This is a genomic window from Clostridium sp., from assembly GCF_051654825.1.
Classification (GTDB): domain Bacteria; phylum Bacillota; class Clostridia; order Clostridiales; family Clostridiaceae; genus Clostridium.
Map to the genome: position 1 here is coordinate 1 of NZ_JBOFYU010000069.1, position 13,792 is coordinate 13,792.

Annotated in this window: 15 protein-coding genes; 12 read left to right on the forward strand and 3 right to left on the reverse strand. The window is 28.7% G+C overall.

From position 1 onward, the window contains the following. Nucleotides 1-155: 155 nt before the first annotated feature. The 9 genes from cls to ACRDBA_RS04460 all read left to right on the forward strand — a co-directional run bounded on the left by cls (nucleotide 156) and on the right by ACRDBA_RS04460 (nucleotide 7,217). On the forward strand, nucleotides 156-1,691 hold the full coding sequence (gene cls / locus ACRDBA_RS04420; RefSeq protein WP_438571712.1) for a cardiolipin synthase: 1,536 nt from the start codon (nucleotides 156-158) through the stop codon (nucleotides 1,689-1,691). Nucleotides 1,692-1,790: 99 nt separating this feature from the next. Then, on the forward strand, nucleotides 1,791-2,036 hold the full coding sequence (locus tag ACRDBA_RS04425) for a DUF2508 family protein (RefSeq protein ID WP_438571713.1): 246 nt from the start codon (nucleotides 1,791-1,793) through the stop codon (nucleotides 2,034-2,036). A gap of 51 nt (nucleotides 2,037-2,087) precedes the next feature. Continuing rightward, nucleotides 2,088-2,336, forward strand: coding sequence for a pro-sigmaK processing inhibitor BofA family protein (locus tag ACRDBA_RS04430; RefSeq protein ID WP_438571714.1), 249 nt, complete (start codon nucleotides 2,088-2,090; stop codon nucleotides 2,334-2,336). A gap of 250 nt (nucleotides 2,337-2,586) precedes the next feature. Next, the gene (locus ACRDBA_RS04435; protein ID WP_438571715.1) at nucleotides 2,587-2,778 is read left to right on the forward strand and encodes a hypothetical protein; all 192 of its coding nucleotides are present in this window, start codon (nucleotides 2,587-2,589) and stop codon (nucleotides 2,776-2,778) included. Nucleotides 2,779-3,006: 228 nt separating this feature from the next. After that, nucleotides 3,007-4,083, forward strand: a complete 1,077-nt coding sequence (locus ACRDBA_RS04440; RefSeq protein WP_438571716.1) for a pyridoxal-phosphate-dependent aminotransferase family protein — start codon at nucleotides 3,007-3,009, stop codon at nucleotides 4,081-4,083. Nucleotides 4,084-4,188: 105 nt separating this feature from the next. Beyond that, entirely contained in the window at nucleotides 4,189-5,100 is a 912-nt protein-coding gene (locus tag ACRDBA_RS04445; RefSeq protein WP_438571717.1) for a D-2-hydroxyacid dehydrogenase, read from the forward strand. Between the two features lie 24 nt (nucleotides 5,101-5,124). Beyond that, nucleotides 5,125-6,363, forward strand: a complete 1,239-nt coding sequence (locus tag ACRDBA_RS04450; RefSeq protein ID WP_438571718.1) for a DUF1015 domain-containing protein — start codon at nucleotides 5,125-5,127, stop codon at nucleotides 6,361-6,363. Between the two features lie 118 nt (nucleotides 6,364-6,481). Further along, nucleotides 6,482-6,844 carry a tautomerase family protein gene (locus ACRDBA_RS04455; protein WP_438571719.1) on the forward strand — a complete coding sequence of 121 codons (363 nt, stop codon included), beginning with the start codon at nucleotides 6,482-6,484 and terminating at the stop codon, nucleotides 6,842-6,844. 70 nt (nucleotides 6,845-6,914) lie between these two features. Then, nucleotides 6,915-7,217 carry a hypothetical protein gene (locus ACRDBA_RS04460; protein ID WP_438571720.1) on the forward strand — a complete coding sequence of 101 codons (303 nt, stop codon included), beginning with the start codon at nucleotides 6,915-6,917 and terminating at the stop codon, nucleotides 7,215-7,217. A 45-nt stretch (nucleotides 7,218-7,262) separates the two neighbouring features. On the opposite strand, the gene ACRDBA_RS04465 is transcribed toward ACRDBA_RS04460, so the two are convergent. After that, nucleotides 7,263-7,955: a 5'-methylthioadenosine/adenosylhomocysteine nucleosidase gene (locus tag ACRDBA_RS04465; RefSeq protein ID WP_438571721.1), complete on the reverse strand. Its 693-nt coding sequence runs from the start codon at nucleotides 7,953-7,955 to the stop codon at nucleotides 7,263-7,265. Nucleotides 7,956-8,305: 350 nt separating this feature from the next. Between ACRDBA_RS04465 and ACRDBA_RS04470 the strand changes: the two genes are divergently transcribed. Next, entirely contained in the window at nucleotides 8,306-9,064 is a 759-nt protein-coding gene (locus ACRDBA_RS04470; protein WP_438571722.1) for a tRNA threonylcarbamoyladenosine dehydratase, read from the forward strand. 31 nt (nucleotides 9,065-9,095) lie between these two features. Here ACRDBA_RS04470 and ACRDBA_RS04475 read toward each other — a convergent pair whose 3' ends face one another. Beyond that, a complete protein-coding gene (locus ACRDBA_RS04475) occupies nucleotides 9,096-9,764 on the reverse strand; it encodes a DUF4230 domain-containing protein (protein WP_438571723.1) in 669 nt (222 codons plus the stop codon). Between the two features lie 201 nt (nucleotides 9,765-9,965). Here ACRDBA_RS04475 and ACRDBA_RS04480 point away from each other — a divergent pair, with 201 nt between their 5' ends. Beyond that, on the forward strand, nucleotides 9,966-10,910 hold the full coding sequence (locus tag ACRDBA_RS04480) for a GNAT family N-acetyltransferase (protein WP_438571724.1): 945 nt from the start codon (nucleotides 9,966-9,968) through the stop codon (nucleotides 10,908-10,910). A 61-nt stretch (nucleotides 10,911-10,971) separates the two neighbouring features. On the opposite strand, the gene ACRDBA_RS04485 is transcribed toward ACRDBA_RS04480, so the two are convergent. Next, nucleotides 10,972-11,490, reverse strand: a complete 519-nt coding sequence (locus ACRDBA_RS04485; RefSeq protein WP_438571725.1) for a PTS sugar transporter subunit IIA — start codon at nucleotides 11,488-11,490, stop codon at nucleotides 10,972-10,974. A 516-nt stretch (nucleotides 11,491-12,006) separates the two neighbouring features. On the opposite strand from ACRDBA_RS04485, the gene nagE reads away from it, so the two are divergent. Next, complete coding sequence (gene nagE, locus ACRDBA_RS04490) at nucleotides 12,007-13,446, forward strand: N-acetylglucosamine-specific PTS transporter subunit IIBC (protein WP_438571726.1); 1,440 nt, start codon at nucleotides 12,007-12,009, stop codon at nucleotides 13,444-13,446. The last annotated feature ends 346 nt before the right edge of the window (nucleotides 13,447-13,792 follow it).

Consider the following 13,792-nt stretch of genomic DNA (forward strand, 5'->3'; position numbering starts at 1 on the left):
ACAGCGTGGGCATTTTATATTAGTCTTGTTCATTGTTCTTCTCTCCTTTTCTGAGGGGGTATTATTTAGTTTCGCAAACCTATTGTATTTCCTTAGGTTGAGAAGAGCAATGTTCATATAAGTTAACAGATCGAAAAAATGAAAATGGAGGAATTATGAGAAAAATATTAGAACTATTATTCAGTAGAATGGTAATAGTTGGACTTCTTATTATACTTCAATTAGGTATACTTTCTTTTGCTATATGGAGATTAAGTGAATCATTTGTTTATCTTTATGTTTTATTTATTGTAGTTAGTATAGCTGTTGTTATTTATATTTTAAGTAGAAAGGATAATCCATCCTATAAGTTAGCGTGGGCTATACCTGTTTTATTGGTGCCTGTATTTGGGGGGTTATTTTATTTAATATTTGCTGCTAATAAAAGCAACAAGAGATTTAGAAAAAAGATAGAAAAGGTATCTAGAGAGGTAGTGCCTTTGAATATGCAAGATGAAAATATAATAAAAGAAATTGAAAGTCAAAATAAATCTATAGCTAGTCAGGCAAAATATATAAATAGTTATGCTGCCTGTGCAGTACATAAGAATACTACAACAAAATATCTGTCACCAGGAGAGGATTTTTTTGAAAAGTTAAAGGAAGAGCTACAAAATGCTAAACATTATATTTTTATGGAATACTTTATAATACAAGAAGGGGTTATGTGGGATTCTATTTTAGATATATTAGTTAAAAAAGTCCAAAATGGAGTAGATGTAAGGTTAATATATGATGATATGGGGTGCTTAAGAACTCTTCCATATAAGTATAATGAAAAATTAGAAAAAATGGGCATTAAATGCTTAGCTTTCAATCCATTTGTTCCTTTTTTATCTTTAATAATGAACAATAGAGATCATAGAAAAATAACAGTAATTGATGGACATACTGCTTTTACAGGTGGAATAAATCTAGCTGATGAATATATAAATGAAATAGTTAGATTTGGACATTGGAAGGATGCTTCAATTATGCTAAAGGGTGATGCAGTATGGAATTTAACATTAATGTTTTTACAGGTATGGAATTTTAACACTAATGAAAAAGATAATTATGAGACTTTTAAACCAAAGGTTTATTGGGAAGAAGAGTTTGAAAGTGATGGATATGTTCAACCTTATGGCGATAGTCCATTAGATGATGAAATTGTAGGAGAAAATGTTTATTTAAATATTATAAATAAGGCAACAGAATATGTATATATAAATACACCTTATTTAATAATTGACAATGAATTAGTAACAGCACTTACGTTAGCAGCTAAGGGTGGAATAGATGTTAGAATAGTTACACCTCATATAGAAGATAAGTGGTACGCTCATATAGTTACTAGAGCATATTATTCTCAGCTTATAGAATCAGGGGTAAAGATATACGAATATACACCAGGTTTTATTCATTCAAAAACCTTTGTTTCAGATGATGAAGTTGGAGTTGTTGGAACTATTAATATGGATTATAGAAGTCTATATTTACATTTTGAGTGTGGCGTATGGTTATATAAAACAAAATCAGTTTTAGAAATAAAAGAAGATTTTTTAATTACTTTAGAAAAGTGTCAAAGAATAACACTAGAAGATTGCAACAAGATAAAATGGTCAAATAGATTTGTTAGATCAATACTTAAGGTTTTTGCACCGTTAATGTAGATATTAAAAAGAATGATGGGAGTTTATTCCATCTTTTTTTGTATAAACAATTCCAAAGTGGATAGTATTTAAATATAAAGTTTTGGGAGGGTTTATATTATGAATAGAAATATTATTATGGAAATGTTATCTCAGAGAATTGAATACAATGAAGAGGATCAGGAATTAATAGATTCAATAGAAGAGGCAAGGATGGAAATACAAGTTGCTCGAGCTATGTTTGATAATGTTAGCGATCCTAAATTAGTAGAGTTAGCTATACATGCAGAGGATGTAGCTAAGATGAGATATGATTATTTGATATCTATGGCAAAGAAAAAAGAATTAAAAAGAAAGATAGACTAAAGCATTAATGTTGAGTATAGTTAATATAATATTACAGAGGAGGAGTTATGTATGGATTTTGAAATGATTATATATGGTTTAGTAGGACTAGTATTACTTTTCTTAGTAATAAAACTTTTAAAATGGCCTTTAAAAATATTGTTAAATGGAATAATAGGAATAGTTTTATTATATATAGCAAATTTCTTAGGAAGCTATATAGGGTTTTCTATTGGAATAAATGCAGTAACGGCTTTAATTGCAGGATTTTTAGGCGTGCCAGGAGTTATATTCTTAGTAGTATTTAAATTATTTTTATAAAATAATAAAAGAGAGATTCAATTGGGGGATTGAATCTCTCTTATTTTTTTGAAGAGAGAGGGAACCTTAAGTTCCCAAAAGTTTATATAGATGGGAGTTAGAAGTTTTCTCAATTGCTGAGTGAAAGCTTCTTATACGATTAATATATGAGTAGAGAAAGAATGTGTTACTTTAAATTAGATATATATTTTTAGGGTTAATAATAGTAATATATTAATATATCAAAAGATTAATAAGGAGGAAAATTAAAATGCCAGCAGGAAATGGAGTTAATTGCAAATATTGTCCTGAATTTGAAAAGAAAAATTGTGATGGAGATGATAAAGGTTGTCTTTGTTATAAATGTCCTAGACATTTAGGTCAATGCAAATGTGTTAGATATTGTAGAGAAACAGAATCAATATTAACATTTGACGAAGAATGGGATATCGTAAGAGATTAATTATATAAATGTTATTGTAAGAACAGAGCTATATAAATTAGCTCTATTTTTATGCAATTTATTATAAATTTTAGTAACACTACATATAGTAAAAGAATAATTATATAAAATGTTATCAAAATTTTCTAAAAATTTTTAATATTAAGTTGTTATATTAAGTAAAAAGTAGTAAAATAATCAAAAGCAATAAGCAAAATAAAAAATATTAATAATTGGGGGGAATGTAGAATGCATAAAAAATTATTTATTCCAGGTCCTGTAGAAGTTAAAGAAGATGTTTTAGAACAAATGGCCAGGCCTATGATAGGACATAGAAGTAAAGATGCATCTGTATTACAAAGAAGAATAAGCGAAAATTTAAGAAAGTTATTTTACACTAATAGTGAAATACTACTTTCAACTACATCAGGTAGTGGACTTATGGAAGGGGCCATAAGATCATGTACAGAAAAGAGGGCAGCTGTGTTTTCCGTTGGGGCATTCGGAAAAAGATGGTATGAAATGGCTATTTCTAATAATGTTGGGGCAGATTTATTCGAAGTAGAAATGGGAGAAGCGATAACTCCAGAGATGGTTGATAAGGAATTATTGACTGGGAAATATGATTTAGTAGCAGTTACACATAATGAAACATCAACAGGTGTTATGAATCCTATAGAGGCAATTGGTGAAGTAGTTAAAAAGTATCCAGAGGTTGTATTTATTGTAGATTCAGTAAGTTCAGCAGCAGGAACAAAAATAGAGGTGGATAAGTGGGGAATAGATATTTGTATAACTTCAACACAAAAGGCAATAGGTTTACCACCGGGGATGGCTATATGTACATTTTCAAACAAAGCTAAGGAAAGAGCAGAAAAAGTTAAAAATAGAGGATTTTATTTAGATTTATTATCATTATATAAATATATACAAAAGAAGGATTATCAATATCCTTCAACTCCATCTTTATCACATATGTATGCATTAGATTATCAACTAGATTATATATTAAATAAAGAGGGATTAGAAAATAGATTCAATAGACATTTAGAAATGGCAAAGGTTGTTAGAGCTTGGGCAGAAAAACACTTTAAGATATTTCCTGATAAAAACTATATGTCTAATACATTAACAACTGTAGAAAATACTAGGAATATAAATGTTGGGGAATTAAATAAAAAGTTAGGTGAAAGAGGATTCCAGATATCTAATGGATATGGTAGTTTAAAGGAAAAAACATTTAGAATAGCTCATATGGCTGATTGTCAATTATCAGATATAGAAGAGTTATTAAAAAATATCAATGATATTTTAGGTTTAGAGTAATAGCAATAAGCAATTATAAATAAAATTTACTAATGGTAAAAGAGTTTAGGGTTGGGGAACCTCTAGACTCTTATTTGTAAATTTAAAAATAAGGGGGAATTTTTAATGTATAAAGTTTTGGCAAGTGATGGACTACAACAAGGGGCTATAAAAAAGCTAGAAAGCTTAGGAATAGAAGTTGTAGATACTCATTATAATAAAGATGAAATTGGAAAGAAGTTAGTTGAGTTTGATGCTTTAGTAGTAAGGTCTGCTACAAAGGTTACAGCAGATGTCTTAGATGAGGCATCAAAGGGAAAGTTAAAGTTAGTAATAAGAGCTGGTGTTGGAATAGATAATATAGATATTATTCATGCTCATAAAAAAGGTATAACTGTAAAAAATACACCTAATGCAAGTTCAGATTCAGTTGCAGAATTAGCTATAGCGCATATGTTTGCAGTTGCAAGATTTGTTGGAACTTCTAATTACACTATGAGAAATGGTGAATGGAATAAAAAGAAATATGAAGGAATTGAATTAGGTGGAAAAACATTAGGTATAGTTGGAATGGGGAGAATAGGAAGATCATTAGCTAAAAAGTCAGAGGCTCTAGGAATGAACATAATTTATTATGATATTTTTGGAAAGCAAGATGGATTAAAATATAATTTCTTAGAATTAGATGATTTATTAAGTAAATCAGATTTTATATCATTACATGTTCCATATGATAAAGAAAATGGTTCATTAATAGGAAAATCAGAATTTGAAAAGATGAAGGATGGAGTATATATAGTTAACTGTGCTAGAGGAAAAGTAGTAGATGAAGAAGCTTTAATAGAAGCTTTAGATATAGGAAAGGTAGCTGGTGCTGGAATAGATGTTTTTGCACAAGAGCCAACTACAAATTCTAAATTAGTTAATCATAATAAGGTAAGCTGTACACCTCATATAGGAGCATCTACAAAAGAAGCTCAAGATAGAATAGGGGACGAGGTAGTATCAGCAATTACGGAATTTTTTAAAATTAGCTAATGATTGTATTAAGGAGTGATTTATATGGCGATAGTTAGACCATTTAAGGCAATAAGACCAACAAAAGATTTAGTAGATAAGATAGCTGCACTTCCATATGATGTTATGGATAGTGATGAAGCTAGAGAAATGGTTAAGGATAATCCGTACTCATTTTTGCATATAGATAAGGCAGAAATAGATTTAGATAAATCAATAGATGTATATAGTATGGATGTATATAAAAAGGCAAAAAGCAATTTAGACGATATGATTAAAAAGGAATATTATTTAGAAGATAATAAGCCATATTTTTATATATACAGACAAACTATGGGGAGTAGAAGTCAAACAGGGTTAGTGGCGTGTACATCTGTAGATGATTATGAAAATAATATAATTAAAAAGCATGAATTTACTAGGGAAGACAAGGAATTAGATAGAATTAACCATGTTGATATATGTGATGCTAATACTGGACCTATATTTTTAACGTATAGAGAAAATAAAGAAATATCAAAGATAATAAATAAATGGATAGAAAAAGAGCCATTATATAATTTTAAATCTGAAGACGGTAATGGACACATAGTATGGATTATTGATAATGAAGAGGTAGTAGCTAAGTTAAGTGATTTATTCAAAAGTGTAAAATACTTATATATAGCTGATGGACACCATAGAAGTGCATCTGCAGCTAAGGTAGCTCAAATTAGAAGAGCGGAAAATCCAGATTATACAGGTAAAGAAGAGTTTAATTACTTTTTATCAATATCATATCCAGATAGTGAGTTAGAAGTATTAGATTATAATAGGACTGTTAAGGATTTAAATGGATTAAGTGTGGAAGAGTTTTTAAATAAGGTAAAGGAAAGCTTCAAAGTAGAAAAAAGTAATAAGCCTGTAAAGCCATCTGAAAAGCATACATTTGGAATGTATTTAGAAAAAACATGGTACTTATTAAAGGCTAAAGAAAATATATTTAATCCTGATGATCCTATAGACCAATTAGATGTTACAATTCTTCAAAAGAATATATTGTCTCCAATACTAGGAGTTGATGATCCAAGAAAAAGTAAAAGAATTAAGTTTATTGGTGGAATTAGAGGATTAAAGGAATTAGAAAGAAGAGCAGATACAGATATGAAGGTAAGCTTTTCTATGTTTGCTACAACTATAGATGATATTATGAATATTGCTGATAGTGGAAAGGTAATGCCGCCAAAATCAACTTGGTTTGAGCCTAAGCCTAGAAGTGGAATTTTTATTCATAAATTAAGTTAAAGTAAGAGAGGTTTCTCTCTTATTTTTTTATTATCAAATTAATATAGGATGGCATATATTAATATAATAGTTAACTAATCACTAATTTTTAATATTAAGCTAGAGAGGAGATGATTAAGTGCCACAAGTTAAAATTCATGTATCCAGCACTATAAAGGAAGAAGTTAAAGAAAAACTAGCATTAGAAATTAGAAAGGTTATTTCTAAGGGGATTAATATAAGTGAAAATATTGGACAAGCAATGATTTATGAAAGTGAGTATAGGGTAAATCACTATACAAGAAGTAGAGATTTTATTTTTATAGAGGTATTGCTGTTTAAGGGAATGAATTATGAGTCAAAAGAGTATTTAGCTAATTTAATAATAGAAAAGGCAAATCAAATAAGTGGAATAGATACAAGTGATATTAGTTTAGTTTATTCTGAAGAGCCTGAAGAGAATTATTTTGGTTCAGCTAAGAGGATGAAGACAAGCAATTAAGTTTTAATATCATTATTAAATAAAATGAATATAATAGAGTAATATTATTAAATATCAGTAGGGGTGAGATATGTTAACTATCTTAATTAGTATTATTACTATAATAATTGCTATTTCTATTGGGGTATGTATAAAAAAAGGGAAAATAAACTCCTATATAGTTGCCTATGAAAAAACTAGAGGAAAAGAAGAGGCTAAATTAGAAGGTAGAGTAAGTAATTATTTGGGAAATAGCTTCTATGCCCTAAGTATAATTGTTATGTTTTTTTCTTTAATAAATTATTCAGGATATAGCAATAGTATTTTATTATTAATTGTAGCTCTAATAATATGGTTTGTAACAACTGTTGTTGGTACACAACTTATAGAATAGAACAATTAAAGAGACTTTAAATTGTTTAAAGTCTCTTTATATTTATTATAATTTTTTTATCATAGTCTTTAATATAGTAGTTGAGTTTCTAACTCCTAAAGGTATGAATTTTTCATAGTCCATATGTGCTCCATTATTTGCATTGTCAGATATAGATCTTATAACAACGCATGGAATATTATTTAAGTAACAAACATGTGCAATACTTGCACCTTCCATTTCACATGAAATAGCTCCAAATTCTTTTTCAAACCATTGAATTTTTTCAACGCTTGATATAAATTGGTCACCAGAAACGATTCTTCCAGAGAATGTGTTTATTTCTTTTATTTCTTCACATGCTTCCATAGCTGCTTTAACTAAGTTTTCATCACATTTAAAATCAAAAGTATCTAATCTTGGTACTTGACCATGAGCATCACCAAAAACAGTAGTATCCATATCGTGTTGAACTAAATCAGTAGCAACAACAACATCTCCAGGATATATGTCTTTTCCTATTCCTCCTGCAACACCTACATTAATTATTGAGTCTACTTTATACTCAGAAATTAATATTTGTGTACATACTGCAGCATTAACCTTACCAATACCACTAACTACTGCAATTATTTGCTTATCATCAATAGTTCCTTTGTGAAAAGTCATATTAGCCTTTGTAGTTTTTTCTTCAATAGACATATCATTTAAAAGAATTTCTAATTCTTCTGACATAGCACTTATTATTCCTAAAATCATAATTAAATCCTCCATAAAAAAATTAGTTAATCCATAAGGGTTAACCTAATGATTATTATATACTTAAAGAATATGTTTTAATAGTAGTTAAATTTTTTTATAATAATAACTATATAAGTAGTTTGAATACTATTAAGCATAATTAAAGATATGATAAGTATATTCTTAATGAAATAAGTCTAAAATAGCTAAATAAATAGTATTAAACCTATAGAAATGTTCTAAATGTTATAAGTATAATTTTAATTAACATATAATACCGATAGATAAAATAGAGAATACTCTTGTATATAATCTGACAATAGTCTAAAATAGTGTATAAATTTACATAAACAAAAGGAGAGAAGGTAATGTTACAACATCCATTATCAAGAACAGAGCTATTAATTGGTAGCGAAGGATTAGAAAAGTTAAAAAATGCAAAGGTAATTGTATTTGGAGTAGGTGGAGTAGGTAGTTTCACAGTAGAAGCTTTAACTAGAGCTGGGGTAGGAAACCTTATTTTAGTTGATGATGATACAGTTTGCTTAACAAATTTAAATAGACAAATTCATGCAACATTTAGTACGGTAAGTAAAGTAAAAGTAGAAGTAATGAAAGAAAGAGTTCTTTCAATAAATAAGAAGTGTAACGTTACTACACATCAAGTATTTGTTACTCAAGATAACATAAAAGATCTTATACCTGATGATGTAGATTATGTAGTAGATGCAATAGATACCGTTTCAGCAAAATTGGGATTAGCTCAATATTGTTATGAAAATGATATAAAAATAATAGCTTCAATGGGAACTGGTAATAAGTTAGATCCAACTCAATTTAAGGTTTCTGATATATACAAAACAAGTGTATGTCCATTAGCTAAGGTTATGAGATATGAATTAAGAAAAAGAGGCGTTAAAAAACTTAAGGTTGTTTACTCAGAAGAAATGCCAAGAAAACCAAAAACAGAGGATGTAGTTACTTGTAAAACAGGATGTGTTTGTACAGGAGGAACTAAAAAATGTGCTTCTAAGAGACAAATACCAGGAAGTATTTCATTTGTGCCTCCAGTTGCAGGGATGATTATAGGTGGAGAAGTAATTAAAGATATAATGGGAATAAGATAGAAAGTTAAGGCTATGCAATTAAAGCATAGCCTTATTTTTTAAATTCTATTTTAGTTTTTGTATCTGAATTAATCATTTGCTTAATTAAATTATCTAAAGCTATAGTTGTATTTAAAATAGCTTTTTCTGAAATACTAGGATCTTTTAATTTGTTTTCAAAAATTTTAGTTACTTCTCTATAAATAACTCCATATTCTTCAGAAGTTAGGCTTACTTCTCCAAATCTTAATAATCCGTTAGTAACTTCTTCATAAACAGTTTTATCTTCATTTATATCTACACTAAAAATAGTAGGTGAAGGTAAAGTAAGAGAAATTTCATTATTTATATCATCAATAACTATATCTGTAGAAGTAAGATTAGATAAATCTATTGAATAAGAACAATTGGCAAAGAATTTTATCTTCTTAAATTTTTTTAATACATCAAAATTTCCCCAACTTTTATCTATTACTATACTTTCGGACATTTCTATTTCTAGGGGAATTATTTTATTTACATTTCTAATTTCATTTATTAGGCTTTCCTCACTTGCAAATTTTAGGTTCTTATTAGAAGTATCTGAAATAGTCCATTCTTTAGGTGGTGTAGTATCTACAAATATTTGATATCCTAGAAAAACTCCTAAACAAATAAAAAGAAGAGGCAATGTAAAGGAGAAGGTTAAATTAGGTTTTTTACGTTTAAATATAAGAATCACTCCTAAAATTAAAATCTATATAATTTTACTTAATATTATGAGACTGAAATAGCGTTTATTACTAATTAAACTTATTCTAAAATAAAAAGTGATTTTTAATAAATAAATGAAAAAATATAGAAAATCTTTATATTGTGTATGAGGTATATTTATTTGTATAATATATACTATAGATAACAATGTCTTTTAGGAGAATTTAGTATGAGTGATGGTAGAGAAATAAACATAGATTTAGTAAAAGGTACTTTAAGTGATTATATAATAAAAGATAAAAACAATATTGTAATTGGAAGATTTACAATTGTTGAATTAGATAATGACAATAAAAAGTGTAATGTAAAGTTTAATTTCTATAGAGAAAGTGAATATAATTTATTAACAGAAGCTGTGAAAAGTATATTAAGGGCAGTATTTAAGGATGGAAAAGTATATAAGGTTAATTTTATTGTAAATGAAAATTTAAATTTTAAGGTATTATTAGATTTAGGTTTTACTTTAGAAGGTATATTTAGTGAAAATTTATTTTTAAATGGACACTTTATGGATGAGTTAAGTTTTGGAATAAATAGATATGAATATAATAATGTAAATAGATATTATATGATAAACCTTAAAGGTGAGAGAATAGAAATTAAAAACTTTATGCCTGATGATGCAAATAAGTTAGTTGACTATTATATAAAGAATGAAAAACATCTTAGCCCTTATGAACCAAATAGAGATGATAGTTTTTATACATATGAAGGTCAAAAGGATATATTATTAGAAAGCTATAAGCAATTAATGAATGGAAGTAGCTTTGATTTTGGAATATATATAGATGGAGATTTAATTGGAAAGGTTAGAATTTCTAATATAGTATATGGAAGTTTTAAAAATGGAATTATAGGATATTCTATTGATGAAGAATATCAAGGAAAAGGTTATATGAGTGAAGCTGTAAATTTAGTTTTAGATTACGCAAAAAGAGAATTAGATTTACACAGAATAGAAGCTTCAGTTTTAGTAGATAATGTTAAATCGAAAAAAGTTTTATTAAATTGTGGATTTAAAGAAATTGGAATAAATGAAAAATATCTATTTATAAATGGAAAATGGAGAGATCATTTAACCTTTTATAAGATATTAGAAGAGGAAATAGAATAAATTAAAATAGCTAGGCAATGCCTAGCTATTTTTATAAAGCAATAAAATTTAAAGTTATATATTAAACTTCAAAGTCAACAACTGTTGTTTCACCAGCTACAACTTTACCAGCTGAAGCAGGAGAAATTGACTTAGTAGCATCAACATTAGTGATTAATACTGGAGTAGCAAGAGATAATCCCTTACCTAATATAAAGTCTCTATCAATTTTTATGATTGGAGTTCCAGCTTTAACTCTAGTACCTTGCTCAGCAAGTTGCTCAAACCCTTCTCCATCAAGAGAAACAGTTTCTATACCTATGTGAACTAATAACTCTAATCCATTATCTAAAGTCATTGCAAAAGCATGTTTAGTTTTGAATACTAAAGTTAACTCTCCATCTGCAGGTGCAACAATAGTGTCTCCTTCTGCTAAGATACCAACTCCGTCTCCTGCTAATTTTTGAGCAAAAACTTCATCTGGAACTTCTGATAAAGGAATTAGTTGTCCTGTAACTGGAGCAACAAGTCCTGATGATTTTTGTGGAGCTTCTTGTGGTGCTGATTCTGATTTAAATATTTTCTTGATAAAATCAAACATAGTGTACTCTTACATCCTTTCTTAAAAAAATTATTTTATATTACTGTAGTAAATGATGTTTCTTCTACTATAAATGTAACCTATTATAGTTACTTTAATACATAGATATTACAAAGAAAAAGGCATAAGTCCTCATATAGTATAGAACTTATGCCTGATTAAACAGTAACACGTTTAGCCTAATTATATATGTAATTAATTAATCATGTCAATATTATATAGATAAATTTATACATATAAATAGGTAAAAATTAAGAGAATTTATAAAAAACTTAAAAAAACTTTCTTGAAACCGTTGACAGCATAAAAGTTATGAAGTATAATCAAAGCATAAACTAAATAATGTTTTTGAAGAAGTGTGTTACCATTTAAATATGGGCATTAACTGGAAAGGATTGAAGTATATCTTTTTCGGTTTTTTTTATTTTCAAAAACACAAAGGTATTATACTAATTTATAGAAGTTTGGAGGTTTAAATCTCCAAAGAAAAATTAAAAACATGGAGGGATTTTTGTTATGATGAAGTATCTACAAAAATTAGGAAAATCATTAATGCTTCCTGTAGCCTGTTTACCTGTTGCAAGTATCTTAATGGGTATCGGTTACTGGATGGACCCTGCTGGATGGGGAGCTAACAGCGCAGCTGCAGCTTTCTTAATTAAAGCTGGGGGAGCTCTAATAGACAATATGGGAATTTTATTCGCAATCGGGGTTGCTGTTGGTATGTCAGATGACAACGACGGTACAGCTGGATTAGCAGGTCTTGTTTCATGGCTTATGATTACAACTTTATTAAGCCCTGGAGTTGTAGCGATGTTCAAAGGTATTGATGTTGAATTAGTACCAGCGGCTTTCGGTAAAATAGCTACTCAATTCACTGGTATATTATCAGGTATAATTGGTGCTACTTGCTACAACAAGTTCAAAGGAACTCAATTACCAAGCGCATTAGCATTCTTTAGTGGTAAGAGATCAGTTGCAATAGTAACTGCAGGTGCATCAATAGTTGCATCATTAGTATTATTCTTTGCTTGGCCACTTGTTTATAATGGATTAGTATCATTTGGTGAATCAATAGTATCAACTGGAGCAATCGGTTCAGGTATATATGCATTCTTCAACAGATTATTAATACCAACTGGATTACATCATGCACTTAACTCAGTATTCTGGTTCGACGTTGCAGGAATTAACGATATCGGTAACTTCTGGGCTGGAACAGGTACTCAAGGTGTAACTGGTATGTACATGACTGGATTCTTCCCAGTAATGATGTTCGGTTTACCTGCTGCTGCTTTAGCTATGTACCACACAGCTAAAGATAACAAAAAGAAAGCTGTTTATGGTTTATTATTAGCAGCTGGTTTAGGTTCATTCTTCACAGGGGTTACAGAACCATTAGAATTTGCATTCATGTTCTTAGCACCAGGTTTATATGTAGTGCATGCTGCATTAACAGGTGTTTCAGCAGTAGTTTGTACATTACTACCAGTAAGAGCTGGATTTAACTTCAGTGCTGGATTAGTTGACTGGATATTAAGCTTTAAAGCACCTATGGCTGAAAACCCATGGATGTTAATAATAATCGGATTAGTATTTGCAGTAATCTACTATGTAGTATTCCGTGTAATAATCACTAAGTTCGACTTAAAGACTCCAGGTAGAGAAGATGACGATACAAACGAAGAAGTAAATGTAAAACTTGGAAACAACAACTACACAGAAGTAGCAGCTACTATCTTAAGAGGTGTTGGTGGAAAAGAGAACGTAGTATCAGTTGATAACTGTATCACTAGATTACGTTTAGAAATAAAAGATCAATCAAAAGTAAATGAAAAAGTTATTAAGTCTGCTGGAGTATCAGGTGTTATAAGACCTGGAAAGAACAGCTTACAAGTTGTTGTTGGAACTCAAGTACAATTTGTATCAGACGAATTTAAAAAATTATGCAAATAATATAGTTAAAAAAGACACTCTTAAGAATTCTTAAGGGTGTCTTTTTTTATCTATTAATTAAGATAGGTAATTCATTAAAAAACATAAAAAATAATGTTAATAAATAAATTAAAATAAAAATTAAAAAACATGTTGACATAAAAAAAAATAGATGTTATTATAAGTGAGTCGCTTGAGTGCGACGGAGAAAAACAAAATGAGATAAGCAAGCAAAACAAATAAGTGATGCAAAGGTTAAAGCATTTTGATTGGTCTTTGAAAATTGAACAGAATAAAAGTTAAGTAATAACCAGCAATTCTTTTGAGAGTCTTAAAAAAGACTCAAAGTAATTTGAGCAACAGATTA

Excerpts from the sequence above, each read along its gene's own strand:
- cls (WP_438571712.1), top strand. The coding sequence starts at position 156 with ATGAGAAAAATATTAGAACTATTATTCAGTAGAATGGTAATAGTTGGA.
- ACRDBA_RS04425 (WP_438571713.1), top strand. The coding sequence starts at position 1,791 with ATGAATAGAAATATTATTATGGAAATGTTATCTCAGAGAATTGAATAC.
- ACRDBA_RS04430 (WP_438571714.1), top strand. The coding sequence starts at position 2,088 with ATGGATTTTGAAATGATTATATATGGTTTAGTAGGACTAGTATTACTT.
- ACRDBA_RS04435 (WP_438571715.1), top strand. The coding sequence starts at position 2,587 with ATGCCAGCAGGAAATGGAGTTAATTGCAAATATTGTCCTGAATTTGAA.
- ACRDBA_RS04440 (WP_438571716.1), top strand. The coding sequence starts at position 3,007 with ATGCATAAAAAATTATTTATTCCAGGTCCTGTAGAAGTTAAAGAAGAT.
- ACRDBA_RS04445 (WP_438571717.1), top strand. The coding sequence starts at position 4,189 with ATGTATAAAGTTTTGGCAAGTGATGGACTACAACAAGGGGCTATAAAA.
- ACRDBA_RS04450 (WP_438571718.1), top strand. The coding sequence starts at position 5,125 with ATGGCGATAGTTAGACCATTTAAGGCAATAAGACCAACAAAAGATTTA.
- ACRDBA_RS04460 (WP_438571720.1), top strand. The coding sequence starts at position 6,915 with ATGTTAACTATCTTAATTAGTATTATTACTATAATAATTGCTATTTCT.
- ACRDBA_RS04465 (WP_438571721.1), bottom strand. The coding sequence starts at position 7,955 with ATGATTTTAGGAATAATAAGTGCTATGTCAGAAGAATTAGAAATTCTT.
- ACRDBA_RS04470 (WP_438571722.1), top strand. The coding sequence starts at position 8,306 with ATGTTACAACATCCATTATCAAGAACAGAGCTATTAATTGGTAGCGAA.
- ACRDBA_RS04480 (WP_438571724.1), top strand. The coding sequence starts at position 9,966 with ATGAGTGATGGTAGAGAAATAAACATAGATTTAGTAAAAGGTACTTTA.
- ACRDBA_RS04485 (WP_438571725.1), bottom strand. The coding sequence starts at position 11,490 with ATGTTTGATTTTATCAAGAAAATATTTAAATCAGAATCAGCACCACAA.
- nagE (WP_438571726.1), top strand. The coding sequence starts at position 12,007 with ATGATGAAGTATCTACAAAAATTAGGAAAATCATTAATGCTTCCTGTA.